The 25,890-nt window shown below is 64.6% G+C and carries 18 protein-coding genes; 6 read left to right on the top strand and 12 right to left on the bottom strand.

Annotated features, from left to right (window positions below; genetic code table 11):
* Positions 1–62: 62 nt before the first annotated feature.
* Entirely contained in the window at positions 63–1,283 is a 1,221-nt protein-coding gene (locus tag D1F64_RS07890; RefSeq protein ID WP_117411993.1) for an acyl-CoA dehydrogenase, read from the bottom strand.
* Positions 1,284–1,509: 226 nt separating this feature from the next.
* On the bottom strand, positions 1,510–2,079 hold the full coding sequence (locus tag D1F64_RS07885; protein WP_162901411.1) for a TetR/AcrR family transcriptional regulator: 570 nt from the start codon (positions 2,077–2,079) through the stop codon (positions 1,510–1,512).
* A 237-nt stretch (positions 2,080–2,316) separates the two neighbouring features.
* Here D1F64_RS07885 and D1F64_RS07880 point away from each other — a divergent pair, with 237 nt between their 5' ends.
* Positions 2,317–3,144: an alpha/beta hydrolase gene (locus D1F64_RS07880; protein ID WP_117411991.1), complete on the top strand. Its 828-nt coding sequence runs from the start codon at positions 2,317–2,319 to the stop codon at positions 3,142–3,144.
* A gap of 16 nt (positions 3,145–3,160) precedes the next feature.
* Here the strand turns inward: D1F64_RS07880 and D1F64_RS07875 are convergent, their stop codons facing one another.
* Positions 3,161–3,709, bottom strand: a complete 549-nt coding sequence (locus tag D1F64_RS07875) for a hypothetical protein (protein WP_117411990.1) — start codon at positions 3,707–3,709, stop codon at positions 3,161–3,163.
* Positions 3,710–3,801: 92 nt separating this feature from the next.
* The gene (locus tag D1F64_RS23220; RefSeq protein ID WP_162901410.1) at positions 3,802–4,059 is read right to left on the bottom strand and encodes a hypothetical protein; all 258 of its coding nucleotides are present in this window, start codon (positions 4,057–4,059) and stop codon (positions 3,802–3,804) included.
* Between D1F64_RS23220 and pepN the strand changes: the two genes are divergently transcribed.
* The gene (gene pepN, locus D1F64_RS07865; RefSeq protein WP_117414495.1) at positions 4,039–6,687 is read left to right on the top strand and encodes an aminopeptidase N; all 2,649 of its coding nucleotides are present in this window, start codon (positions 4,039–4,041) and stop codon (positions 6,685–6,687) included. The two genes, D1F64_RS23220 and pepN, sit on opposite strands and share 21 nt — an antisense overlap.
* Before the next feature lie 109 nt (positions 6,688–6,796).
* Here the strand turns inward: pepN and D1F64_RS07860 are convergent, their stop codons facing one another.
* Complete coding sequence (locus D1F64_RS07860) at positions 6,797–9,877, bottom strand: autotransporter domain-containing protein (RefSeq protein WP_162901409.1); 3,081 nt, start codon at positions 9,875–9,877, stop codon at positions 6,797–6,799.
* A 179-nt stretch (positions 9,878–10,056) separates the two neighbouring features.
* On the opposite strand from D1F64_RS07860, the gene D1F64_RS07855 reads away from it, so the two are divergent.
* The 3 genes from D1F64_RS07855 to D1F64_RS07850 all read left to right on the top strand — a co-directional run bounded on the left by D1F64_RS07855 (position 10,057) and on the right by D1F64_RS07850 (position 14,107).
* Positions 10,057–11,223: an AraC family transcriptional regulator gene (locus tag D1F64_RS07855; protein ID WP_117411987.1), complete on the top strand. Its 1,167-nt coding sequence runs from the start codon at positions 10,057–10,059 to the stop codon at positions 11,221–11,223.
* 413 nt (positions 11,224–11,636) lie between these two features.
* Positions 11,637–12,389: a hypothetical protein gene (locus tag D1F64_RS25365; protein ID WP_346432311.1), complete on the top strand. Its 753-nt coding sequence runs from the start codon at positions 11,637–11,639 to the stop codon at positions 12,387–12,389.
* Positions 12,320–14,107: an ATP-binding protein gene (locus D1F64_RS07850; protein WP_346432322.1), complete on the top strand. Its 1,788-nt coding sequence runs from the start codon at positions 12,320–12,322 to the stop codon at positions 14,105–14,107. Before D1F64_RS25365 ends, D1F64_RS07850 begins: the two co-directional genes overlap by 70 nt.
* Before the next feature lie 44 nt (positions 14,108–14,151).
* On the opposite strand, the gene D1F64_RS07845 is transcribed toward D1F64_RS07850, so the two are convergent.
* On the bottom strand, positions 14,152–15,285 hold the full coding sequence (locus tag D1F64_RS07845; RefSeq protein WP_205470697.1) for a hypothetical protein: 1,134 nt from the start codon (positions 15,283–15,285) through the stop codon (positions 14,152–14,154).
* A gap of 518 nt (positions 15,286–15,803) precedes the next feature.
* Here D1F64_RS07845 and D1F64_RS23215 point away from each other — a divergent pair.
* A complete protein-coding gene (locus D1F64_RS23215; RefSeq protein ID WP_162901408.1) occupies positions 15,804–16,532 on the top strand; it encodes a hypothetical protein in 729 nt (242 codons plus the stop codon).
* Here D1F64_RS23215 and D1F64_RS07840 read toward each other — a convergent pair.
* From D1F64_RS07840 to D1F64_RS07815, 6 genes are all read right to left on the bottom strand, one after another.
* Positions 16,479–17,177 (bottom strand): hypothetical protein, encoded by a 699-nt coding sequence (locus D1F64_RS07840; RefSeq protein ID WP_162901407.1) that lies wholly within the window; start codon positions 17,175–17,177, stop codon positions 16,479–16,481. The two genes, D1F64_RS23215 and D1F64_RS07840, sit on opposite strands and share 54 nt — an antisense overlap.
* A 167-nt stretch (positions 17,178–17,344) precedes the next feature.
* Positions 17,345–18,190, bottom strand: coding sequence for a hypothetical protein (locus D1F64_RS23210; RefSeq protein ID WP_162901406.1), 846 nt, complete (start codon positions 18,188–18,190; stop codon positions 17,345–17,347).
* A gap of 608 nt (positions 18,191–18,798) precedes the next feature.
* Positions 18,799–21,759: a bifunctional [glutamine synthetase] adenylyltransferase/[glutamine synthetase]-adenylyl-L-tyrosine phosphorylase gene (locus D1F64_RS07830; protein ID WP_117411983.1), complete on the bottom strand. Its 2,961-nt coding sequence runs from the start codon at positions 21,757–21,759 to the stop codon at positions 18,799–18,801.
* A 94-nt stretch (positions 21,760–21,853) separates the two neighbouring features.
* On the bottom strand, positions 21,854–23,305 hold the full coding sequence (locus tag D1F64_RS07825; protein ID WP_117411982.1) for an ATP-binding protein: 1,452 nt from the start codon (positions 23,303–23,305) through the stop codon (positions 21,854–21,856).
* Positions 23,302–23,985 (bottom strand): response regulator transcription factor, encoded by a 684-nt coding sequence (locus D1F64_RS07820; RefSeq protein ID WP_117411981.1) that lies wholly within the window; start codon positions 23,983–23,985, stop codon positions 23,302–23,304. The genes D1F64_RS07825 and D1F64_RS07820 overlap by 4 nt, the downstream gene beginning before the upstream one ends.
* A gap of 209 nt (positions 23,986–24,194) precedes the next feature.
* Complete coding sequence (locus tag D1F64_RS07815) at positions 24,195–25,742, bottom strand: Do family serine endopeptidase (RefSeq protein ID WP_117411980.1); 1,548 nt, start codon at positions 25,740–25,742, stop codon at positions 24,195–24,197.
* Positions 25,743–25,890: the final 148 nt, after the last annotated feature.

Genomic DNA, 25,890 nt, shown 5'->3' with positions numbered 1-25,890 from the left:
ATCATTGGCGCACGGGAGCTTCCCCCTCAAGGAAAAGCCCCCGCGCGTCCGTCAGCGTCGCCTCAGAAAAATGCCTGCAGGCCGGTCTGGGCGCGGCCCAGGATCAGGGCGTGGACGTCGTGCGTGCCCTCGTAGGTGTTGACCGTCTCCAGGTTCTGCGCGTGACGCATCACGTGGTATTCCTCGGAAATGCCGTTGCCGCCGTGCATGTCGCGCGCCATGCGCGCCACGTCCAGCGCCTTGCCGCAGTTGTTGCGCTTGACGATGGAGATCATCTCCGGCGCAGCCTTGCCCTCGTCGAGCAGACGGCCGACGCGCAAGGACCCCTGGAGCCCCAGCGCGATCTCGGTCTGCATGTCGGCGAGCTTCTTCTGGAACAGCTGGGTCTGGGCCAATGGGCGGCCGAACTGCTTGCGCTCGAGACCATAGGCCCGCGCCCGGTGCCAGCAATCCTCGGCCGCGCCCATGGCGCCCCAGGAGATGCCGTAGCGCGCGCGGTTGAGGCAGCCGAACGGTCCCTTCAGGCCGGAGACGTTGGGCAGCAGGTGCTCCTCGCCGACCTCGACGTTGTCCATGACGATCTCGCCGGTGATCGAGGCGCGCAAGCTCAGCTTGCCGCCGATCTTCGGCGCCGACAGCCCCTTCATGCCCTTTTCCAGCACGAAGCCGCGGATCTGGTTGTCGTGGGCTTCCGACTTGGCCCAGACGACGAAGACGTCGGCGATCGGCGAATTGGAAATCCACATCTTGGAGCCGCGCAGCACATAGCCGCCCTCGGTCTTGATGGCGCGCGTCTTCATGCCGCCGGGATCGGAGCCCGCGTCAGGCTCGGTCAGGCCGAAGCAGCCGACGTATTCGCCGCTGGCGAGCTTCGGCAGGTACTTCTTCTTCTGATCGTCGGAGCCGTAGGCGTAGATCGGGTACATCACCAGCGACGACTGCACGGAGTTCATCGAGCGGTAGCCCGAATCCACCCGCTCGATCTCGCGCGCCACCAGCCCGTAGGCGACATAGGAGGCGTCGGCGCAATCATAGGCTTCCGGCAGCGTCAGTCCCAGCAGGCCCAGCTCGCCCATCTCGTTGAAGATGGCCCGGTCGGTGGTCTCGTTGGCATAGGCCTCGAGAACCCGCGGCTGCAGCTTTTCCTGGGCGTAGGCGCGCGCCGTCTCCATGATCATCCGCTCGTCTTCGGTGAGCTGGTCGTTGAGCAGGAACGGATCGTCCCAGGCGAAGGTGCCGCCGCCTGAGGGAGAGGATTTGCCGGCTGTGGGTGACGCGGTCATGTGAGGTCTCCGATTGCACGCATGGGGTCCGTACGCAGGGCGGGAATTTAGCCACCCATGTGGCCTGTGTCTCCCCCGCCGGAAATGGCCGGCGTTTCGCGGCGCATTTCCAACGGATGCATAATTATCTACCGTCTGGCCGGTTAATAACTCAGCAGCGGAAAATGTCAATCCGTCCGCATGCGTGTCAGACGCTGTTTCCGGCGCGCTCTGGCCGCAAGACGCTTCAGTCCGCGGCGATGCCCTTGAGGATAATCCCGGCGTAGTCCGCGGCGATCTCCTGCGCCGTCTTGCGGCCGTCGGGATGATACCAGCGGGTCATCCAGTTCAGCATGCCGAGAATGCCGCGCGCCACGATGGCCGCGTCCTCGAAGGCGAAGGCGCCCGCGGTTCGCCCCTCGTCCAGAAGGTTTGTGAGATAGTCGGTATAGGCGCGCCGCGCCGCCATCTGCTGCGGCGTGAACACCGAGAGATCGCCGCCGCGCCCGATGAAGGCGGCGCGGTAGTGATCGCGGTTGGCCTCGAAATAGGCCGCGTGCGCGCCCATGAAGGCCGCCACCCTGTCGGCGTTTGTGTCCGCCGTCGCAACCCGGGCTTTCGCCGAGGCCAGCATGTCACGGAGCACGCCGAGGACGATGGAGTCGAACAGCTCCTGCTTGGTCGGGAAATAGTGGTAGAGCCCGGCCTTGGTCACGCCGACCACGGTGGCGACGTCCTGCAGCGACGTCCCCTCGTAGCCCTTTTCCGCGAACAGGGCGGCGGCCGCGTCGCAGATCGTGCGGTGCGGATCGCGCATGCTGGGGGCCGCCCGGGGCGCGGGCTGTCGTCTCGGTTGCTCATGGACACAGTCGCTATCCCATGGACCCGCCTCGGGCAAACCCATTCTGCCGACGCCTGCCGGCCGCCAGCCCCCGCCGCTTTGGCTTTTCCCCGATCCGCCTTTTCCCATCGCGGGCAAAATGAGGCATCCTGCGACAGAGCCGCCGAAAGATTCGAAGAAACGCCCACGGCGGCCCGCGCAAGGAAAGCCCCGATGATCGACTACGAAGCCGAATACAACAATCGCGCACGCGTGCCGGAACATCCGGCGATCATCGAAGGCTGGGCGCGGGACGCCGCCGCCTACCGCGAAAGCGCGAAGGCGGAGTTCGACCGCCCCTATGGCCTGGCGCCGCGCCTGCACTACGATCTGTTCCACCCGCAAACGCCGGCGGACGACGCCCGCGCCATCGTGGTGTTCATCCACGGCGGCTACTGGCAGGCGCTCGACGGCAAGCACTTCAGCCACATGGCGCGCGGACTGAACGCGCAGGGCTTCACCGTCTGCATCCCCTCCTACGACCTGTGCCCGCAGGTCCGGATCGGCGACATCGTCGCCGAGATCCGCGATCTCGCCCGGTATTTGTGGGAGAATTATCGCAAGCCCGTCGTCGCCTGCGGCCATTCCGCCGGAGGCCATCTGGTGGCGGCGCTGCTGACGACCGATTGGGGCGCGATGCACCTGCCCAAGCGGCTGGCGCCTGCCGGCATGGCGATTTCCGGGCTGTTCGATCTGCTGCCACTCGTTGGCACCTCGATCAACACCGCCCTGCGCATGGATCTCAAGGAAGCCATCGCGCAGTCACCGCTGGCGATGGGCACACCCTACGGCACCAAACTGATTGCCAGCGTCGGGTCCGAGGAATCGGCGGAATACCTGCGCCAGTCGCGGGTCATCGTCGACATCTGGGGACGCGGTGGTGTCGGCACCAAGCTGCGCATCGAGGACGGCGCCAACCACTTCACGGTGATCGCTCCGCTCGCCGATCCCGAAAGCTCGATGGTGGCCGATCTCGCCAATCTGGCGCGGCTCGCGGGTTAGCAAGACCTCCGACGCGTCACCTCAGGGCCTGGAATCTCTCGCGGTCGGCCGTCATTGATTGCAGCCGCGCCGTACCAGTTTCGACCAGAACGCTGAGCGCGGCCCTGGCGTCACCGGTCGCCGCCTCCATCTGCGCGCTCCAGCCGTCGACGTCGGCGCGGGTGCGCGCGATGCCGCTTTCCAGCAATGTGGCGACGGTCGCGCGCTTCTCGTCGATGAGCGCGCTCAACTGCGTCCGCATCGCCTCCACCTGCTCCCGGCCATCGGGAAACGGCATGTCGGTTGTCCCGCGCCCATAGCCGCCGTCGGTCTCCTGCAACGACAGCATCGTCGGCAGAGGCAGCCCTGCGCCCGGGAACGTGGCCGGAAACGAACTTGAAAACGCGGACTGCCGACGATTGCGGTCCATGCCCGGCGGTGTGCCGAAGATGGCGGCCATGGAATCGCCCCAGCCGCGATTCTCGTCACGCTCGCGCGCCGCGCTGCGACCGAAGGACGGCAGGCTGAAGCGCCGCGCCATCGCCGCCAGATCTCCCGTTTGGAAAATTGAATCGGAAAATGCCATGTGATCGTCCTTCCGGGCTGGATTACGCGCCTGCTGGCACATCACATCGCAATATTCACGCCAGCCGCGCCGTACCCGATTGTGGCCTTCTTTCAATGGTTGGAAGCCATCGCGCGCACCGTCGCGCGGAACCAGCCCCGGCCAATCCTGCCGCTGGGAATGAATTGCCGGGCAGGCACCGACAGGCCGCCCGGCTGACACATGACGCGGATCAATGCGGCGTCCTGCGGAGGCCGCACAATCTCGAACTGGCATCGCCGCGCCCGATAACAGACACTGCGCGGGCGCGCTTCGCCCGATTCGCGATCCGGATACAGGAACTGCTGACCATGCGCCCCGATGCGGCCCAACCCGTTCGCCTGGAAGACTATCTGCCCACAGCCTACGCCATCGAGACGGTTCATCTCGATTTCCGGCTGACGGCAAACGCCACGCGCGTGATCGCCCGCACGTGCTTTGCGCCGCGCGAGAGCACGGCGCCCGGCACGCCGCTTGTCCTGGATGGCGACGAATTGACGTTGACGGGACTGTCCCTCAACGGGGCAGCGCTTGCGGGCGACGCCTTCGAAGCCACGCCGGGCAAGCTGGTGGTGCACGCGCCGCCGGCCGGCGGCTTCACACTGGAGGTCACCACGCAGATCGATCCAGAAGCCAACACCAAGCTGATGGGGCTGTTCCGCTCCAATGGCGCCTATTGCACCCAGTGCGAGGCGGAAGGCTTCCGCCGCATCACATATTTCCATGACCGGCCCGACGTTCTCGCCGTCTACACCACGCGGCTTGAGGCGCGCAAATCCGATGCGCCCGTCCTGCTGGCCAACGGCAACCCGGTGTCGTCCGGCGACATCGATGGCACGGACCGGCATTTCGCCGTCTGGCACGATCCCTTTCCCAAGCCCGCCTACCTCTTCGCCATGGTGGCCGGCGATCTCGCCTGTGTTTCCGACACGTTCACCACCATGAGCGGCCGCGCGGTGGATCTGCGCATCTATGTGGAGCACGGCAACGAGGACCGTTGCGACTACGCGATGGACGCCCTCAAGCGCTCGATGCGCTGGGACGAGACGGCGTTCGGCCGCGAGTACGATCTCGACATCTTCGTCATCGTCGCGGTGTCGGACTTCAACATGGGGGCCATGGAGAACAAGGGCCTCAACATCTTCAACGACAAATACGTGCTCGCCAATCCGCAGACCGCCACCGATCAGGACTACGCCCATATCGAGGGCATCATCGCGCACGAGTATTTCCACAACTGGACCGGCAACCGCATCACCTGCCGCGACTGGTTCCAGCTCTGCCTGAAGGAAGGCCTCACCGTTTTCCGCGACCAGGAGTTTTCCGCTGACCAGCGTTCGGCGCCGGTCAAGCGGATCGCCGATGTGCGGTTGTTGAAATCGCACCAGTTCCCCGAGGACGCCGGTCCGCTGGCGCACCCGGTACGCCCGAAAATCTACCACCAGATCAATAATTTCTACACGGCGACCGTCTACGAGAAGGGCGCCGAGCTGGTGCGCATGCTCAAGACGTGGCTGGGCGAGGCCGACTTCCGCAAGAGCATGGATCTCTACTTCGAGCGGCACGACGGCGATGCGGCCACCATTGAGGATTTCCTCGCCTGCTTCAGGGACGCGGCGGGGATCGACATATCGCAGTTCTCGCTTTGGTACGATCAGGCCGGCACGCCCGCGCTGAAGGTCGGCGATCGCTGGGACGAGGCGACAGGCACCTACACGCTCGACATCGAGCAGTCCTGCCCGCCGACGCCGGGACAGGATGCCAAGCTGCCCATGACCATCCCGATCCGTTTCGGTCTCGTCGGGCCCAACGGTCACGATCTGGCGTGGCAGTCGGTCTCCGGCGGCGAGGTGCGTGGTGACGTCATCGTGCTCACCGACAAGACCCAGCGGCTGAGCTTCACCGGCGTGGGCGCGCGGCCCGTGCCGTCGCTGCTGCGCGGCTTCTCCGCTCCCGTGACGCTGAACCACGACCTGCCGCACGCCGACCGGGTCTTTCTCGCCCGGCACGACGGCGACACCTTCAACCGGTGGCAGGCCGTTCAGACGATCGCGATGGAGCTGTTGACCGTCGGCACGCGCGCGGGCAAAGCCGCCATGCCCTCGGTGGATGTCGCGGATCTCGCGGCCTTGATGGATGAAATCGCCGCGGACACGGGTCTGGAGCCGGCCTACAGGGCCCTGGTGCTGCAACTGCCGGGCGACGCCGATGTCGCGCGCGAAATCGCCACCGACGTGGACCCCGACGCGATCGCCTCGGCGCGCAAGGCGCTGGCTTCCGCCGTCGCGCGCGCCTGCGCGGCGACGTTCGAACGCGCCTACGCGGAACAGGCGATTGACGGGCCCTATTCGCCCGACGCCGCGCATGCGGGCCGCCGGGCGCTCAGCGCCGTGCTGCTCGACTATCTGGCGGAAAACGACGCCGCGCACAGTGCGCGGTCAATGAACCACTATGAGACCGCCGACAACATGACCGACCGTCTGGCCGCCCTGAAGGTGCTGGTCCACCGCGGCGACAGCAAGGCGGATGCGGCGCTGGAGGACTTCTTCCAGCGACATAGCGACAACGCTCTGGTACTGGACAAGTGGTTCACGGTCCAGGCCACCGCACCCTTCGACGGCGCCCTGGACCGCGTCAAGACGCTCATGCGCCACCCGGCCTTCTCGTTCACCAATCCCAACCGGGTGCGCGCGCTGATCAGCGCGTTCGCCACCGGCAACCAGACCCAGTTCAACCGCGCCGACGGCGCCGGTTACGACTTCCTGGCGGCCACGGTGCTCGAGCTCGACAAGCGCAACCCGCAGGTCGCAGCCCGGCTTCTCTCCGCGTTCCGTTCCTGGCGCGCGCTGGAGCTGAACCGCCGCGGCAAGGCGGAAGCCGCGCTCCGTCGGGTGGAGAACGCCGAGACCCTGTCAAGCGACGTCCAGGACATCGTGGCGCGCAGCCTGCAGCAAGGCTGACCCGCCAGGCGCGAGACGCTGCACCTGCTAAAAACGAATGACGCCTGCCCGGAAACGGATCCGGGCAGGCGTTGTTCGTTCACATGAATATGCGTGCGGCAGAACCGCTTCAGAATGTGACGCCGAGATTGGCCCGCAAGGCATGATCGTACATGCCGGTGCCGAGCTGGCCGGAATAGGCGACGCCCAGCGTGGTGTTCGCGCGGACGTCGAAATCCAGCCCCGCCTCCAGCAGCAGCGCATCGCGCGCCACCGGCGCGCCATAGACGGTAAAGGCGGTGCCGCCGGCAAAGGCCAGCCTCTGCGAGGGCGTCGAGGAGCCGAAGCCGTGCCGCCAGCCGATCATGCCGGTCGCGCGCGCCTTTGTCGTCTCGCCAAACGCCACTTCGGTTTCGCCGCGAAGGCCAAGCGTCGTGAAGGTGGTGCTGAAGACGTCGCTGGCGCCGGTCAGCGCCGCCGCGCCCCCGCTTTCCGTGAAGCCCTCGGTTGCGTGGCGGACGTGCGCCAGCTTCACAAAGGGCTCGAAGCGGGCCGTGCCCATGGTCATCCCGTAGCCGACCTCCGCGAACAGCTGCCCGGTCGCCGCGTCGTAGGACGATGAGAGACTGTCGCTGAAGCCGGAGATGGCGACGCTCCGGTCGAAGGCCAGCGCATGCCAGCTGTAGGCGCCGCCGGCGCGCAGCGCCAGCTTGCCCCATTGCGTTCCGCCATAGGCGGCGAGATGGAAAGTGTCGGCTTCTCCGGACGAGGATCGCGCGTCGGCGTCGAATGCCGAATGGCTGTAGCCGGCCAGGACGCCGATGGTCACATCGTCCGCGACCTCGCCGTCCACGCCGACGAATATTCCGCCGACGGAGCGGCTGAGCGCCGCCGCATTGCCGTCGCTGTCGGTCCGGCCGATGGCGCCGAAGCTTTCGACCCACAGGCCGGTCGTCGCGTTCGCGTCCCTGTCCGCGCCGACACTGCCGAAGGCCGCGCGAATGCGGTTGTTGGCCGCGTCGTGCACGAAGCGGCTGTCCTCGACCAGCGCCGTCTTGGCGGAGGCATGGATTTCGCCGGAAACCGCGTCGAAGGCGGCCTGCGCCTGCGCGGCCGTGGCCAGCACCGCGATCGCGTCGTAAAGCACATTGCCCGCGCCAAGCGCGTCGGTCGCAACCGCCGCCGCCTTCTGGTTCACGGTCACGGCGGCGCTGTCGAAGCTGGCGATGGCCAGTTCGACGAACACATTGTTGAAATCATACGTCAGCGTCGGCGTCAGGAAGATCTGGGAGGTTGCGGCATCAAACGTACCGACCACGCCACCCGTGGCGGTGATGATCGTATAGGGCGCGCCGAGCAGGTAGTCCGGAGAAGCGATGACCTGGACGGTGCCGCCGTTGATCGTGACGATGCCGCTGGCGTTGATCAGGTCCGACGTGCCACCGCTTTCCACCTCGGCCGCGTAGAACGAACCGGCATCGAAGGTCACCGAGGTCACAGTGGTCGTGCCGATCGAGTTGCCCGGCGCGAAGGTGCCGCCCGAGGCGATGGTCACCGTATCGAGAATGCTTCCCGTGCCGCCGAGCGAACCGCCGGAGACCGTCACCGGTCCGCCGAGCGTGCCGTTGACCGAGAGGCTGCCGCCGGAGACCGTCGTCAGGCCGGTGAAACCGGCGGAATTGCCGGTCAGGCTGGTCGCGCCGCCGATCTGGCTGATGGCGCCCGTCGCGCCGCTCATGTCGGTCGCAAACAGATAGCCCGTGTCCGTGTGGTTGAAGACCAGCGTTCCGTCGCTAAAGGTCAGCGCGGTGGCGGTCAGGGTTCCCGAGGCGCCGGCCGCATCGCCCGCGGCCGCGCCTATGTTCACCGTCCCGGCACCCACCCCGCCGAGGGTGAGATTGTCGGTGACGACTGCGCCGCCGTCGGACAGCGTCAACGCGCCATCGCTGTCGGCGCCGAGCGCGATGTTGGTGCTGGAGAGGGTCGCGCCGGCGCCGCTGACCGATATCGTGCCGCTGTCGGCCGACGTGGTGGTCGCGTTCACGATGCCGCCTGCGGCAACCGCCAGCACACCGCCGCCGGTGCCGCCGACATTGACGAGAGTGCTGCTCAAGGTCGCGCCGCTAACTGTCGCGGTGCCGCCAATCGTGGTGGTGTTGGCGGAGACCGCGCCGCTGTCAGCAATCGTCAGAGCGCCGGTGCCGAGATACCCGACAAGAAGCGTGTCCGTGTTCAACTGGGATCCGGCGCCGGTCACGGTAACAGCGCCATTGCTGCCCGCGCCGAATCCGATCCTGGCCTCGGACGCCACGTCGATCTGGCCCGCATCGGACACCGTCAGTGACCCGGTGCCGTCCTGGCCGACGGTCAGGTTGCCGGTGTTGTCCCACAGCGAACCGGTGCCGGTGACCGTGGCCGTGCCCGTGCCGCTGGCCGCGCTGCCGATCACGCCCGACGTGCTGTAGAGCGCACCGCCCTCGGCAATGGCCAGAGTGCCCGTGCCCAGCATGCCGACGGTGATCGCGCTGCCGTTCCAGGACGAGCCGGCGCCGGTCACCGTGACCGCGCCGGTCCCGTTCGTATCGCCGCCGATGGTGCCGTCGGTGCTTTCGACCGCGCCGCCGTCCGAGATCGTCATCGCGCCGGCGCCTTTGACACCGACAAACACTTCATCGACGCTGCTCAGGATCGACCCTGCGCCGGTCACCGCAACCGTGCCGCTGCTGCCCGTATCGACGCCGATGGCCGCGCCCGTCCCCACGAGGACCTGGGCGCTGTCGGATACCGTCAAGGTGCCCGTGCCGGCGTTGCCCACGTAGAGGGCACCGCTGCTGCTCCATTGTGATCCGACGCCGGTCACAGCGACAGTGCCTGTGCCACCCGCCGCCGCACCGATATGGCCGTCGCCGCTTGCAAGGGTGCCGCCGTTGGAAATCGTCAGCGAACCCGTGCCGGTGTTGCCCGTGACGGCGAGTGCCGACAGCGCCGCCGCGCCATTGATGAGCGTGGCATTGGGGCTAGCGGTGTCGAGAAAGACATTCGTCGCCGCATCCGGTACCGCGCCGCTCCAGTTCGCCGCGTTGAACCAGTCCGCCGACGCCGTGCCCAGCCAGTCGTCCGCCTGCGCGATGCTTGGGAACACGGCGGCGCCGAGCGCCAGCGCGGTGATGGATGTCGCCAGCTTGTGTAAAGCCGTTGTCCGCAAAAGCATATCCGGAGACATCTTGAAATCGTCTTCGGCTTTCAGGTGGCAAAAGGGCATGCAGTCCTCAATGATTTGGAGATGGATCCGGCGCGAGTGCCGGTCCGCTCGGCGATTCTTTTGGCATTCGTCCATTTCGTACGGACAGGCGCGGAGGGTGCCATCGGGGACCGCATGTCTGAAATCACATGGGGATGTGCAAAATCGCGCGCATCCGCAAAGCGGGTCCCGGTCGGCATCCTGTGGGCGAACCTACCCCGGTCGCGGCATCCGATCAGGCGAATGCGCATGACAAAAATCGCCAATGCATAGCAAAAGATGAAATGGGATTAGTCGCCGCCGGTGTTTATGCTATCAGCGGAACAAATACGGTATCGGGAGCCGCGCCCGTTTTCTGCGTCAGGAACACAATGGAAAATTGGTTGCACGAGCCTTCCACGCCCATTTTGATGCAAAAAGAACGGAAAATTACTGTCGAATCTGCGGAAATGACAATAACGGCGCGGGTGGACAACTTTTCACGGTCCAACATGTTCTGGGTTGACGGAAGCGTGGACGTGCGCAATCCCGGCTTGATGAAGCCGACACTGCCCACGGAATTGCTTCAGCCGATCGTGTTCATTCCGCTAACGTTTCAGGGGGACGCGAATGTCATCGTCGCCGATCTCCAGCCGCACGCCTACAATGCGAGCAAGGACCTGAGAGCGATCCGCCTGTATCCGGACTCGATTGTCTACGACTTCCAGAAGGTGACCCGGAACCGGACCTTCGTGCCGTGCGTGGGCGTGCAGAGTCTGGCTGACTGGTTTGGCGGGCGCCTGCCGAAGGAATTGGCGGCCTTCACCGCCGATACCGTCAGCAAGAGCATCGCGGCCCCCATCGTCAACCGCAGTCTTCTGCAAATGCTGGCCCTGCAAATCGACAACTATGCCGAACCAATGCGCGCGCTGGCCTTCGAGAGCCTGGCGATGCAGATGATCACGCAGTTTCTGCATGAACTCTGCGGGGCGGACGCGCGCAACGGCACCTTGAGCATCAGCGAAATCCGCGGCGCCAAAGAAGCGCATGAACGGCTTTTGCTGGACTTGCGTGATCCGCCGACAAGCAGTGCGCTGGCGGAAACCGCCGGCATGAGCGAGAGGCGTCTCGATCACGCGTTCCGCGAGCTGTATGGCACCAGCATCTTCAAGACGCTGACCAACGCGCGGCTCGACCACGCCTATCAGATCCTGCACACCGGCACGGTCTCGGTGAAGGAGCTCTCGTTCCGGCTCGGCTATTCCCACGCGTCAAGCTTCAGCCGCGCCTTCTTCCTGCGCTATGGCGTCTACCCCGCGCAGATCCGCTCCAGTTGACGCCCGTCGCCGCGCAACGGTGCGATCCGGACGCCGGCTGGCGCGCCAATGCGGTCGAGCCGGCAGCCACACGCCGGCGGAAAAGGAACCCCGCCACACCGTCAAGCGGCGTCCCCGGCATTCTCGCGTGCAGCCCGCAATAGACGCATAGACCTTTTCACCAATGGTCGCGTTTCGGCAGACCCTGGCAAGACACTCTCGCCGCTTTGGTTTCAACGCATATGGTATTTTCACGATTACGTTACGGCAGTTTCGCGGCGTTCTGCGCTTCGGCTTTTCAACGTGCGGATGAATAAGCACAATTCCGCTTGCCAGCTTTCAGCTTATGGTTAACGCGAATAGATAAGCCCTTCGGATTCCGTTAATAATTTTTTGTTCACAGACTCTGGACAAGTCGATTCGGCTGGATTCAAATGAAGGTGATTCGGCGCGGCGGAAATTGTCGGATCATCGAAAAACATCGAAATCGAGAGGACTCTCCGATGGCGCGGGCCTTTACGGGCAACGCGACAGAACGTCGCTTTGCCTTTTTCCCGGCGCGTAAACCGTCTTCCGCGAAATCTCGCGCGGAGACGTCGCTGAGCGGCCACATCCGGCTGCTGGCACGCCCCGCATACGCACGGCTGGTGTCTACCGAACCGCTCCTGCGCCGGGCGATCCCGATCCTGTGCCTCTTCTTCATCGCAACGCTGGCATGCTATCGCGGCATCGAACTGTCCAACAACTATACGGAGGTGGACGCCCGCGCCCACGACGATCTCACGATGATCGCCACGACGCTCGCCGCCCGTCTGACCGCCGAGGAAGCCTCCCTGCCCGAGACCGGCTACGCCACGGCGCTGCGCAGTGCGCTTGCCGAAGCCATGCCGCCGCGCGCAACCAGCTTCAACCGCCAGATCCTCCTCACCGACGCCGAGGGAACCGTCGTCGCCAGCGCGCCTGCCAACGCCGCCCTCGAGGGCAGTCCCTGTCGGCGCTTCTCGGCACCAACCAGCCGCTCACCGTCTTCGGCGCGCGCGCCGGCGTCATGGAAATCAACCAGCCCGCCGGCCCCGAGGCCCTTGCCACCGTGCATCACCTTGGCGGCCGCATCGGCATGGTCGCCGTCATCCAGTCCAAGGACGATGTCTTCGCCGACTGGCGTTCCGACATGCACGGCAACGTGACGCTTTTCGTCGGCACCAGCTCGGTGCTCATCGTGCTGATCTACGCCTTCTACAGCCAGGCGGCGCGGGCCGAACAGGCGGACGACATCTATGCCGCCGCCCGCGGACGCATCGACACAGCGCTCATGCGCGGCCGCTGCGGGTTGTTCGACTGGGACCTGGGCCGCGGCCGCATGTTCTGGTCCAGCTCGATGTTCGAGATCCTCGGGCAAACGCCGAAGACGGATCTCGTGGGCTTTTCCGATTTCGCGGAACTGATGCATCCCGACGACGGTAATCTGTACGAAATCGCCTGCGATCTGATGGAAACCGGCGCGACCATGCTCGACCGGATGTTCCGCATGCGCCATGCGGACGGCTCCTGGATCTGGGTGCGGGCGCGCGCCGAAGTGGCGCATGAGCCGGGCGTCTCCACGCCGCATCTGATCGGGATCGCCGTCGACATTACCGAGCAGCGACAGATCGAGGAGCACAGCCGCACCTCCGACCTGCGCCTGCGCGACGCCATCGAGACCATCTCCGAAGCCTTCGTGTTGTGGGATTCCAACAATCAGCTTGTCATGTGCAACACCAACTACATGGAGTTGCACAATCTGCCCACCGCACAGGTCCGGCCGGGCATCGCCTACAAGGATCTGATGACCAACGCGCGCCAGCCGATCATCACCACGCAGATCCAGCCCGACGCCCGCGTTCCCGCCGGCGCGCGCTTCTACGAGGCGCAATTGGAAGACGAGCGCTGGCTGCAGATTTCCGAGCGCCGCACCAAGGACGGCGGCTATGTGTCCGTCGGCACCGACATTTCCGCGCTGAAGCGGCACGAAGAGAAACTGCTCGAAAGCGAACGCCGGCTGATGGCCACCGTCGCCGATCTGCGCCAATCACGCCAGAAACTGGAATTCCAGGCGCAACAGCTCGTCGAGCTGGCCGAGAAATACGCCGAGGAGAAGAACCGCGCGGAGAACGCCAACCGCGCCAAGTCGGAATTCCTCGCCAACATGAGCCACGAGCTGCGCACGCCTCTCAACGCCATCATCGGCTTCTCCGAAATCATGACCGAAGGCATGTTCGGCGACCTCGGCTCGGACAAGTACCACGGCTACTGCGGCGACATCCACAAGTCGGGCACGCATCTGCTCGGCGTCATCAACGACATTCTCGACATGTCGAAGATCGAGGCCGGCCGCATCGACATGAACTTCGAGGCCACCGATCTCGGCGCGCTCATCAGCGAGGCGACGCGCGTCATGGCGCCGGAAGCCGACATGAAGCGGATCGCGGTGAAGATGGAACTGGATTCCATCGACGCAATCACGGTCGACACCAAGGCGGTCAAGCAGATCCTGCTCAACCTGATGTCCAACGCCATCAAGTTCACGCCGGAGGGCGGCCGGATGACGGTCCGCTCGCGCCGCCAGGGCGAAGCCGTGAGCATCATCATCGAAGACACCGGCATCGGAATCGCCAAGGCCGACATCGCCAAGCTGGCGCAGCCCTTCGTGCAGGTGGAGAACCAGTTCACCAAGAGCCGTCCCGGCTCCGGGCTGGGGCTCGCCATCGCGCGCTCGCTCATCGACCTGCACGACGGCACCATGATCATCCAGTCGGAAGTCGGCGTCGGCACCAAGGTCACGGTCACCCTGCCGCTTGAGCACACGCAGTCGGAAACCCGTCCGGCCGCCACCGCGCAGATCTTCCGGAAAAAGGCCGACGCCTAGGCTTATGTCCGCTTTGCGGAGCGCTTCTAAACAGCCTCTTCGCGTCACTCCGCCCCGCGCACCACCGGCCCAATGATGCGCTCGAAGGCGGCGCGGACGGCGGCCTGGGTTTCATCCAGATGCGCCTCGAGGCGCGAGAAATCGGGCTCGTTGCTGACCCGCGCCAGCAGATCCAGCACGCCTCTGGGCGCGGCCTCGGCGGAAAATTTCCCCGCAACCGACAGCCTCAGGATCTGCATCAAGCCCTGATACAGCCGCGTCGCGCGCACCAGCAGCTCCGCGTCGTCCGCCGCCAGCAAACCGGCCTCCCCGGCCTTCGTCAGGGCGTCCAGGCTCGCATGCGCCAGGATTTCGGGATGGGCGGCGGCATTGGCCAACTGCAGATATTGTCCGATGAACTCCACGTCGACCAGCCCGCCGGCCACCTCCTTCAGCGCCCAGCGGTCCGTCGATCCCTTCTCCGCCTCGATGCGGGCGCGCATGGAGGCCACGTCCCGGCGCAAGGCGACGATGTCGCGCGGCGCGCACAACACGTCCTCGATCACCGCCGTGGTGCGCTCCCAAAGGTCCGCATCGCCCGCGATCACCCGGGCGCGGGTCAGCGCCATGTGCTCCCACGTCCAGGCCTTTTCGCGCTGATAGTCCGCAAAGCCCGCGAACCGCGTGGCCAGCGGCCCGGCGTTGCCGGACGGCCGCAGGCGGAAATCCACCTCATACAAGGTGCCTTCGGCGGTGGGCGCGGAAAGCGCCGCCAGAAGCCGCTGGGTCAGGCGAATGAAATACTGGCTCGGCGAAAGCGGCCGGGGCCCCTCGCTCGCCGTCACGTCGTCGGGAAAATCATAGAGCACGATCAGATCGAGATCCGAGGTCGGCGTCATCTCCAGGCTGCCGAGCTTGCCCATGGCCAGCACCACCACCTGTCCGCCCTCAACCGCGCCGTGCGCCTCGGCAAGATGCTGCTTGGCGGCTTCCAGAAGGTCGCGCACCACCACCTCGGCCAGCCGCGCATAGGCACGGCCCGCCCGGCCCACGGCGAGCGCGTCGCCCAGAAGCCGCACGCCGATGAGGAACTGCTGCTCCTGCGCGAAGATGCGCATGCGGTCCAGCGTCTCCTCATAGGAGCGCGCGTCGCCAAGCGAGGTGTGCAGGCGGTCGGCGAATTCCTTCTCCCGCGGCATGGCGTCGAAGGCCGCTCCACGATCGCCCCCACGGTGATCAAGCCCGAGTTCCTTCTTAAGCTGTCGATGCGCCTGTTCGCAGACCCGTCCGGCCTCGCACCTGCCAGTCGCTTGAGCGGGATGTCGGCGGGAAGGTGGGGAGACGATATTCGTGCTCGCCGGTCGAGCGATGCTCACCGACGCCCCGGACAGGACCGATCCGCACGGCGGTCTGGCCGGGATACCGAATGTCGCCGTGGGCAACGACAAGTCAACAAGAATCATTGATCTATAAACGTTGCAGGCTACGGTAGCCGCTCGTTGAGCCCTTGCGACACACATTCAGACATTCTCGAAAACAACCAGGTGATCCCGATCTTGTGCGACGAGGCTTATATCCTGCGTGACGGCGGCGCCAATTCATCAGTCGATAGTTTTTCCAATTACATTTTGGCCATCCAGAAATTCTCGTGGCTGCCACCTTCCGATACGCGGGTTTCGATATCAACCTCAGTCTTAAACTTGAGTGAAATCAAACTGTGACAAGCTTACAATTTCATCGAAAAAAGATAATTTTTGCAATATTGGCCGTAGCGCATGTCCTTTTATTGTACATTTTCTTTACGGATGACGGCGTCTTTGACTGGGCATTCGAGCGACACCAAAACGTATTGTCATGGGTTGCACGACCTCTGCTTATGATCCCTTATTGCTATTTTGCATATCGCCGAAGCCTGAATGGAATTCTATTAACGACTCTCGCAATTTTAACGTCCATGTTCTGGTTTCCCGCCCCCACAGAAGTCAATACGAGTGTGCACGAATTTCTTCTGATGGAACGCCAGCGTCTCAACGCCGGGTTTGACCAACAAAACATCATTGCAATTATATTTATTTTCGCTTTTCTTTTCATGACAGCAGCAGCGTTTTGGCGGCGCTCGCTGTTATTGGGCGCCTTCATAGCAATCGTTGGCGCTGTTGGAAAAATTTTGTGGAGTCTAATCGCAAGTCCCGAAAGCGGCGGCGCCGTCATACCGTTCGCTCTCGGCGGCATGATAATATTCATTATATGCTTGGCCCCATCTTTCTTCGTCGCAACAAGAAAGATGACGACATTTCATAACAAATCATCCAAGTCGAGAGGCGCGGCATCCGCCAATCGACGAAAACCTCCGTCACTGACCAAAATCAGCGCCCCTTGGGCAGATGACCGGCTATCTGAAAAGGTAGCTGTATTGATCAACACCCTTCTGAGCCTCCGCGGATGAACCCGCCTTGCCATACGCTTCCAGGAAGGGCAAGGATTCCTGCATCTTGGCGAAAACCGAGCTCATTGAGTTCAAATCACGTAATTCCCTGGAAAGGCCTGGATTTTCTTCCAAAGCTTGCTGGAGCTGGTCCGTATAAGGATAACCATCCGGCAACTGCATTTTACCCTGGTTGTCATAGGTAATTTGTTCCGGCGCAGTCGGTATATCATACTCTTCCAACAACTCCTGAAGACGGCTTGACGCATGCGCGGACAACGCCTTTAAATTCTCCGCGCTCGGCATAAAAAGAGGAACCTTATCAAGGTCCACATTTTTATTTTGCGTCCCGTTATAATATTCATCCAAATCAATTTCGACATCTCCGTGATTGGTGTCCATGCTCACTTTGCTTGCCGCCGGAGCGTCTCTGATTTGAGCACCATCTCTTTCTTGCGCGATCTGTTGCGCCTTAAACTCGGTATAGGCCTGTTCGCTCTTGAAAACACTTTGGCGCATCTGATCAGGGTTCTGCGCCCTCGCGCCAGCCGTTGCTTCTCGTTTTTCGGCATTTTCAATAGCTTTGTGAGCCGCGACATCTGAAGCGGAGGATGTCCTTGTGCCCGGCCGTACAAAAGAGGAAAGCAAGCCCGAAATCGAGGTCATGCCGTATATCCTTTCTAGGGTCTTCTTCGTTTCTCTTGATTAGGAGATCGCAAGCGCGCCGCAATAATCATCATGTCTCTTGCGATCATCGGCGCGACCATCAGGCAATTTTTCCCCACACGGAAAAAGTTGCTCGGTCAGAATTTCCCGCGGAAGCGCATGACGCCTCATATGCGATATCCATATTGTCTGAGAACATCGCCCACGGCATCTTTGCTGACATACCCTCTTCCAATCTCATCGATGACGCTTTGAACGCTGCTTTCAGCGCTCTTCAAGTTGTCGTAATTGGCATCATCCGGAGTGAGCATGACGTAACCATTGTCGACATGGCTATAGATCAGCTTCACATCGGCGCCATATTCCGCCTGCAACTGACTTTCGGCATCAACAACATTCATCAAGCTTTTAATTCGCGTCCGCTGATCCGCTTCAACATCGTCCTCCAAATTACTTTTCTTTATGGGATCTCCTCCATCCCACGTTCCTGCCGTCCTGAAAAAATCAATATTCATATAGGGTCCAGACGCTCCATCCGGGAGCGCTTCAAGTGCCTTGGATTCAAGGACCGTCATGCCGCCGGTGAACTCCAGAGCTATGGTGTCATCATTCGCGGAACGAGCCGAATTTTCCAGGTCTTCTTGTTGCGTTCCAAACGTTGAGAGTCCTGAAAACGCTCCGTCCGCGCCAGCGCCGGAGACTGTCCGCAACAGCGAAACGCCTTCTCTGCTATCAATGCTGTGACCGGATGTCACAATCGTGAGCCCATTTATGTTGACCGAGCTTTTCTGACTATCCACCCCTTCGGAAATCTCTTGCAAAGCCAACAAAGCGGCTTTCACCTCATCGGAAACAGGTGGGACCGGAGCAGAATCATTGCTTTGTGCTTTTTGCGGCTCATCAACAGCCTCTTTCGCGGAGGCCGGAACAATCTTGGCAGGAGAGGAAGTATTACCTGCACTCGATATTGTCGTTTGATATACGGGTAAATAGCTTGCGCCACCAATATTCATAGTCGACCTGATCGTTTGTTGTACAGCTTATCTCACGCCGATCTACGAGCAATTAGCGTGCCATATGCATTTAACGCATCTATTGTCGGAGCAATTGGCGCTTTGCGGCGTGATCGTTTGGAGTATCCGCCTCGTCTGTTTGTTTGATGTCGCGCGGCGCGCTCGCGGCAAGGCACGGACGGTCATCGGCGCATGACGGCGAAGGCCGCTCCGTGATCGTCTCTCGACGTGATCGACCTCGCATCCCGGCCCGGCGCCGGCGACCACAGCCGGCAACGGGACGATCCTCGCCAGGTCGGCGGGACAGGCCTCTTGCTCGAACGGGATGCCGACCGCTCGACCGGGTCCGCGCGAACTCGGTCGATCCCGGCCGGGGCGATCTCGGGCGTGGTTGCGCCGGCACGATGCCCATCGGGGGACACCGCAGCGATCGAGCCAGGCCGCATCGGAAGTCGAGCTCTCGCGCGAAAACCGCCGCCGCCATGACCGGCCCGTCACCGGAAGCGCGTGTCGGCGACGTCAGCGTCTGGCAGCCGGCCTTCCCGCCCAGGGCCGAGGCATGTTGAGTGGCGCTTCGTGGTCCGCTCGCTGCCTTCGCGCCCCGCGTCTCACCCCTCCGACCTTACAACAGGCCCAATAATGCGCTCGAAAGCGGCGCGGACGGCGGTCTGGGTTTCGTCCAGATGCGCCTCGAGGCGCGAGAAATCGGGCTCGTTGCTGACCCGCGCCAGCAGATCCAGCACGCCTCTGGGCGCGGCCTCGGCGGAGAATTTCCCAGCAACCGACAGCCGCAGGATCTGCATCAGGCCCTGATACAGCCGCGTCGCGCGCACCAGCAGCTCCGCGTCGTCCGCCGCCAGCAAACCGGCCTCCCCGGCCTTCGTCAGGGCGTCCAGGCTCGCGTGCGCCAGGATTTCGGGATGGGCGGCGGCATTGGCCAACTGCAGATATTGTCCGATGAACTCCACGTCGACCAGCCCGCCGGCCACCTCCTTCAGCGCCCAGCGGTCCGTCGATCCCTTCTCCGCCTCAATCCGCGCGCGCATGGAGGCCACGTCCCGGCGCAAGGCCGGGATATCGCGCGGGCTGCGCAGCACGTCCTCAATCACCGCCGTGGTGCGCTCCCAAAGGTCCGCATCGCCCGCGATCACCCGGGCGCGGGTCAGCGCCATGTGCTCCCACGTCCAGGCCTTCTCGCGCTGATAGTCCGCAAAGCCCGCGAACCGTGTGGCCAGCGGCCCGGCGTTGCCGGACGGCCGCAGGCGGAAGTCCACCTCATACAGAGTGCCTTCGGCGGTGGGCGCGGAAAGCGCCGCCAGAAGCCGCTGGGTCAGGCGAATGAAATACTGGCTCGGAGAAAGCGGCCGGGGCCCCTCGCTCGCCGTGACGTCGTCGGGAAAATCGTACAGCACGATCAGGTCGAGATCCGACGTCGGCGTCATCTCCAGGCTGCCGAGCTTGCCCATGGCCAGCACCACCACCTGTCCGCCCTCGACCGCGCCGTGCGCCTCGGCAAGATGCTGCTTGGCGGCTTCCAGAAGGTCGCGCACCACCACCTCGGCCAGCCGCGCATAGGCACGGCCCGCCCGGCCCACCGCGAGCGCGTCGCCCAGAAGCCGCACGCCGATGAGGAACTGCTGCTCCTGGGCGAAGATGCGCATGCGGTCCAGCGTCTCCTCATAGGAGCGCGCGTCGGCGAGCGATGTGCGCAGGCGGTCGGCGAATTCCTTCTCCCGCGGCATGGCGTCGAAGAACGCGGGATCGAGCATCGCGTCCAGCACCCTTGACCGCTTGGAGACGATTTCGGCCAGCCGTGGCGCCTCGCCCATCACCGTCGCCAGCAGCTTCAGCAGATGCGGGTTGGAGCGCAGCAGCGAGAAAAGCTGCACGCCGGAGGGCAGCCCCGCCAGAAACCGGTCAAACGCCGCCAGCGCGCCATCCGGGTTGTCGGTCTGGCTGAAGGCGTCGATCAGCGCCGGATGCAGCTCGGTCAGCCGTTCACGCGCCTTGGCCGATCGCATCGCAGGATAGCGGCCGAAATGCCAGGCGCTGACGATGCGGATGGCGTCGCTCGGCCGCTTGAAACCCAATGAGCTCAGCGTCTCCAGCGTGCCCGGATCGTCGTCCCCGCCGGTGAACACCAGGTTGCCCAGTTCCGACGACAGCTCCGGCTCCGCCTCGAACAGCTCCGCGTAATGCCCCTGCACCGTGCGCAGGCGCTGCCTGAGCGCCGCGTCGAATGTCTCGCGATCAGGCATGCCCATCAGCGCGGCGATACGCGCCAGTCCCTCGTCGTTGTCGGGCAGCGTATGGGTCTGCTCGTCATTGACCATCTGGATGCGGTGTTCGACGGCGCGCAGGAAACAATAGGCCTCGGCAAGCTCCGCGCGGGTATCGGCGTCCACCCACGTGGCCTCCACCAGCAGATCCAGCATCTCCAGGGTTCCGCGGCGGCGCAGATCCGGGTTGCGGCCGCCTGCGATCAACTGCTGCGTCTGCACGAAGAACTCGATCTCGCGGATGCCGCCGCGCCCGAGCTTCACGTTGTGACCCGCCACCGCGATGACGCCATGGCCCTTGTGCGCGTGAATCTGCCGCTTCATCGAATGCACATCGGCGATCGCCGCGAAATCCAGCGACTTGCGCCAGATGAACGGCACGATCTCGCGCAGGAAATCGTCGCCCGCCTCGATGTCTCCGGCGCAGGGCCGGGCCTTGATCAGCGCCGCGCGCTCCCAGTTCTGGCCCATGCTCTCGTAGTAGATCAGCGCGTTTTCCATCCCCAGCGCCGGCGGCGTCGCGCCGGGATCGGGCCTGAGCCGCAGATCCGTGCGGAACACATAGCCGTCGGCGGTGCGCTCCTGCATGATTTTCACCAGCCGCTTGGTGGCGCGCACGAATTCCATCGCCGGCTCGACGCCCTCGGGCAGGCCGGCCCGCGCCGCGTCGAACAGCACGATGAGATCGATGTCGGAGGAATAGTTGAGCTCGAAGGCGCCATATTTGCCCATCGCCAGAATGATCCAGCCGCTTCCCTTGGCGGGATCGTCCGGATACCTGGGCACATAACGGCCGCGCGCGGCCATGTCGGAAAGGAGAAAGCGGATGGCCGCCCCAAGCGCCGCATCGGCGACGCGCGTCAGGGCGCACGTCACCTGCATCACCGGCCAGATGCCCGCGAGATCGGCAAGCCCGATGGCAAGCGCCGCCTCCTGCTTGGCGCGGCGCAGGGCGCGTGACAGATCGGCCTCGTCAGTGGGACGGAAGGCGGCGAGATCGCGCTCCAGCGTCGTGATCGCCGCTTCGGGGTCGCCCGCGACAATCCGCGACAGACGCTGCGGGTCCTGCATGGCGAGATCGCGCAGGAACGGCGCGTTGAAAAACACCCCTGCGAGAAACGCCCGCAGCCTCTGATCGGCGCGAATCGCGGCGCAAAGCGCCTCGCCCCCCTCAGCTTTCCCGGCGCGGGCAACAAGATCCGCGATCAATTCCTCGCCATGCGCGGCATCCGCGCATGGCGGAACCACGCTGATCCGCGCGCTGAGCGCCCCATTGGTCGGCTCTGTCATTCCTGCCCCGGCTTGTATCCTCTCCCCGGTATGATCCGGGCTGCGCCCATCCTGTCACGGACCGGGAGCGGATGCAGCAGGGTCTGTTCAGCCTTTACGTCTGCACGCCGCCGCCAGTTGTTCCGGTCTCGGCCAGCGGCAGCCGCATGGTCACCCGGAGCCCCGGTGCATTGTCGTCAAGCTCCAGCGTGCCGCGGTGCAGCCCGGCCACCGCCTGCGCGAGCGCGAGCCCGAGACCCGAGCCGGGCTCCGAGCGGCTGGTCTCCAGGCGCACGAACCGGCGGCGCACCCGCTCGCGATCCTCGGCAGCGATACCCGGGCCCCGGTCGCCGACCGAAATTGTCACATCCGTTCCCTCGCGCCGCACCGACAGGGTGATCGCCGGCGCGGATTCACCGTCGGTCTCACCGTTGTCCGCCTCGCCGTCCTCCGCGCGGCCGTACTTCAACGCGTTGTCGATGAGATTGGCGAGCGCCTGGGCGACCAGCTCGCGGCTGGCCTCGATCGGCGCGGAGCCGTCCACATCCAGCGTGAAACCGACGCCCGCCTCCTCGGCCACGGGCTCGTAAAGCTCCGCCACCTCGCGCGCGATCTCGCCAGCATCGATCCGCGCCATGCCCTCGTCGGGCGATCCGGCCTCAACCCGGGCGATGCGCAGCAGCGCGTTGAACAGGCGGATGAGCTGGTCGGAGTCCTCGATCGTCGCCTCCAGCGCGGCGCGATAGCCCTCTTCGGAGGGATCCTCGCGCAGAGCCGCCTCGACGCGGTTGCGCAGCCGGGTCAGCGGCGTCTTGAGATCGTGCGCGATGTTGTCGGAGACGTCCTTCAGCCCCAGCATCAGCTGCTCGATGCGGTCGAGCATGGCGTTGACGTTTTCCGACAGCCGGTCGAACTCGTCGCCCGATCCCGTCACCTGCAGCCGGCGCGACAGATCGCCCGCCATGATGCGGCGGCTGGTTTTCGACACGGAGTCGATGCGCTGCAGCACGCGTCGGCCGACAAACACCCAGCTGAGGATTGCCAGCGCGCCAACGACCACCATGATCCACCTCAGCGCATCGTCGATCACCTTGCGGAAGCGCTTGCCTTCCGAGACGTCGCGGCCGACCAGCAGATAGAAATTCCCCGGCATCGGGAACACCTGCACCACCGCCTCATACGCATCGTCGTCACCCCCGCCCTCGCGCCTGTAGCGCACCATGCGCAGGCCGTCGGGCGGATTCGCGAACACATCCTCGTCGATGTGGGCGATGTTGCCGGTGAGCACGTTTCCCGCGAAATCGGTGATCAGATACAGGCTGGCGCCGGGCTGGCGGGAGCGCCGCTCGACGACACTGGCCAGCCGCCGCAATCCGCCCTGGCGGTATTGCTCGCTCAGTCCCTTGACCTCGGCGTCGATGGTCTGGTTGAGCTGGTCGCGCATCATCTGGCTCGTGGCGTGGCCGATGTAGAAGACCAGCCCGACCGCGAACAGCGCGAAGACCGCCAGATAGGCGGCCGACAGCTTGAAGGCGGTGGTGCGGACGAGTCTCGACAGCGTATTCACGGACGCGCCTCGTCGCGAATGGTGTAGCCCGCGCCGCGAACGGTGTGCAGCAGCGGCCTGTCGAATCCCTTGTCGATCTTGCCGCGCAGCCGCGAGATATGCACGTCGATCACGTTGGTCTGCGGATCGAAATGATAGTCCCAGACGTTTTCCAGCAGCATCGTCCGGGTGACGACCTGGCCGGCGTGCTTCATCAGGTATTCCAGCAGACGAAACTCGCGCGGCTGCAGCGGAATGACCTCCTCGCCGCGCAGCACGGTGTGCGCCAGCCGGTCGAGCTGCAGGTCGCCCACCTTGTAGGTGGTGTCGACGTCGGCGGGACGGTTGCGCCGGCCAAGCGCCTCGACGCGGGCCAGCAGTTCGGAAAAGGCATAGGGTTTCGTCAGATAGTCGTCGCCGCCGGCGCGCAGGCCGGTCACCCGGTCGTCGACCTGACCGAGCGCGGAGAGGATCAGGATCGGCGTCGTGTCGCCGGTCGTCTTCAGTCCCTCGATCACCGACAGCCCGTCGCGGCGCGGCAGCATCCGGTCCACGACCAGCACGTCGTAGTCGTTCTCGCTGGCCTTGAAGAAACCCTCCTCGCCGTCGAACGCCGGATCGGCGACGTGGCCCGCCTCCTTCAGCGCCTTGACGAGATAGGCCGCCGCCTCGCGGTCGTCTTCGATGATCAGGATACGCATGACTTACCTGCTGGGTTTCGCTGCCGGGCACTGGGGCGCCGCGCATGATCCGCGCGGCTGGCGCCATGGCGCCGAATCCGCTCCGCCCGTTCCCTATATAGGCGCTTTGCAGCGGGAAAGAAAAAGCGGCAGGTTCTGGGGAGAACCTGCCGCCGATACGGCCTCGCCTGCGTCGGGGGACGACGAATGACTGCGGCGAGGCCGGTTCGTCAGGCCTTGGGCGCGGGGATCGCGACGAAGCGCGAGCGCTCGCCGGTGATGATCCGCAGCAGAACCGCCTTGCGGCCCTCGCTCTCGGCCTTGTCGAAGCTGGCCGCAACATCCTCTGGCGTCGTCACGGCCTCACCGCCGGCTTCAACGATGACGTCGCCCTGGCGCAGGCCCTTGCGGCCGGCCGGGCCATCGGGGTCGATGTCGGCAATCACCACACCGTCCTGGTCCAGGCCCGCCTCACGGGCATTGGCCAGTTCCAGACCCAGCGCGTCGAGCGAGGCCGTCTTCTCCGGGCTCACGTCGTCCGCGGAGACCGCGGCCTGCTGACCGGGAAGCGTGCCGAGTTCGACGGTGACGTCCTTCTCCGCGCCGTCGCGCCACACCGTGACGTCGACAGAGGAGCCAGGCGCATAGCTGGCGATCATCCGGGCGAGTTGGCGCGGACCCTTCACCGTCTTGCCGTCGACCGCGACGATCGCGTCGCCGGTCTCGATGCCGGCCGCCTTGGCGGGACCGTCGGCGGGAGTGTCGGCGACCAGCGCGCCGCGTGCGTCCTCAAGGCCCAGACCGTCGGCGATGTCACGCGACACCGGCTGGATCTGCACGCCAAGCCATCCGCGCACCACCTGACCGTCGTCCTTCAGATCGGCGACGATCTGCTTGGCGGTATCAGCCGGAATGGCAAACGCGATGCCGACGTTGCCGCCCGACGGCGAGAAGATCGCCGCGTTGATGCCGATGACCTCGCCCTTGGTGTTGAAGGCGGGTCCGCCCGAGTTGCCCCGGTTCACCGGCGCATCGATCTGGATGAAATCGTCGTAAGGGCCCGCGCCGATGTCACGGCCGCGCGCCGAGACGATGCCGGCGGTGACCGAGCCGCCGAGACCGAAGGGATTGCCCACGGCGACGACCCACTGGCCGACCTGCGGCGCCTCGGGGGCGAATTCGACGTAGGTGAAGTCCTGGTCGCCGTTCTCAACCTTCAAGAGCGCCAGATCCGTGCGCTCGTCGGCGCCGATCAGCTTGGCGTCGAGTTCCCGGCCGTCGTCCATGACCACGGTGAAGCTGCTGCCGCGCTCGACAACATGCTGGTTGGTCACGATGTAGCCGTCGGCGGAAATGAAGAAGCCGGAACCCTGCGACATGCCGAAGCGGCGCGGATGGCGGCGCTCGCCGCGCTCTTTGCCACCACGCTCATCGCGCCAGAAGCGGCGGAACGGATGGTCCTTGGGAAGGTCCTCGAAGAACTCCGGCGGAGTGCCGAAGCCGAAGCGGCGCTCGTGACGTTCGCCACGGCGGTCGTCATCGCGCTTGCCACGGTGCTCGCCACGTCGACCGTCGCGGCGGCCGTCGCGCGGGCCGTCGATCTCGCCGGTCACCTTGACGCTGACCACCGCCGGCTGCACGGCTTTGACGACGGCTGTGAAATCGGCCGGGGCCTGGGCGTCGACGCGCACCGGAGCGGCGAGGGCGAACTGGCCGGACGGCACAAGCGTCTGCGCGGTCAGAACGCCGGTCACCGCGATCGCCAGCGCACCGGCCATCAGCCGCGTGCGGTTGCGGCGCAGAACGCCGGTGACTGTGCGCGGTGCCTGATTGGGTGTCTTCTCGGGGAAGAATGGCTCATGGGGGTAACTCCGTTTCGAAGGTCAGATCTCGCGGACCGGGTGTTGCGGGGAGAACACCGCGATC

Origin of the sequence: Breoghania sp. L-A4, from assembly GCF_003432385.1 — a bacterium.
In the GTDB taxonomy this organism is placed as follows: domain Bacteria; phylum Pseudomonadota; class Alphaproteobacteria; order Rhizobiales; family Stappiaceae; genus Breoghania.
This window is presented reverse-complemented; position numbering and strand designations above follow the sequence as displayed.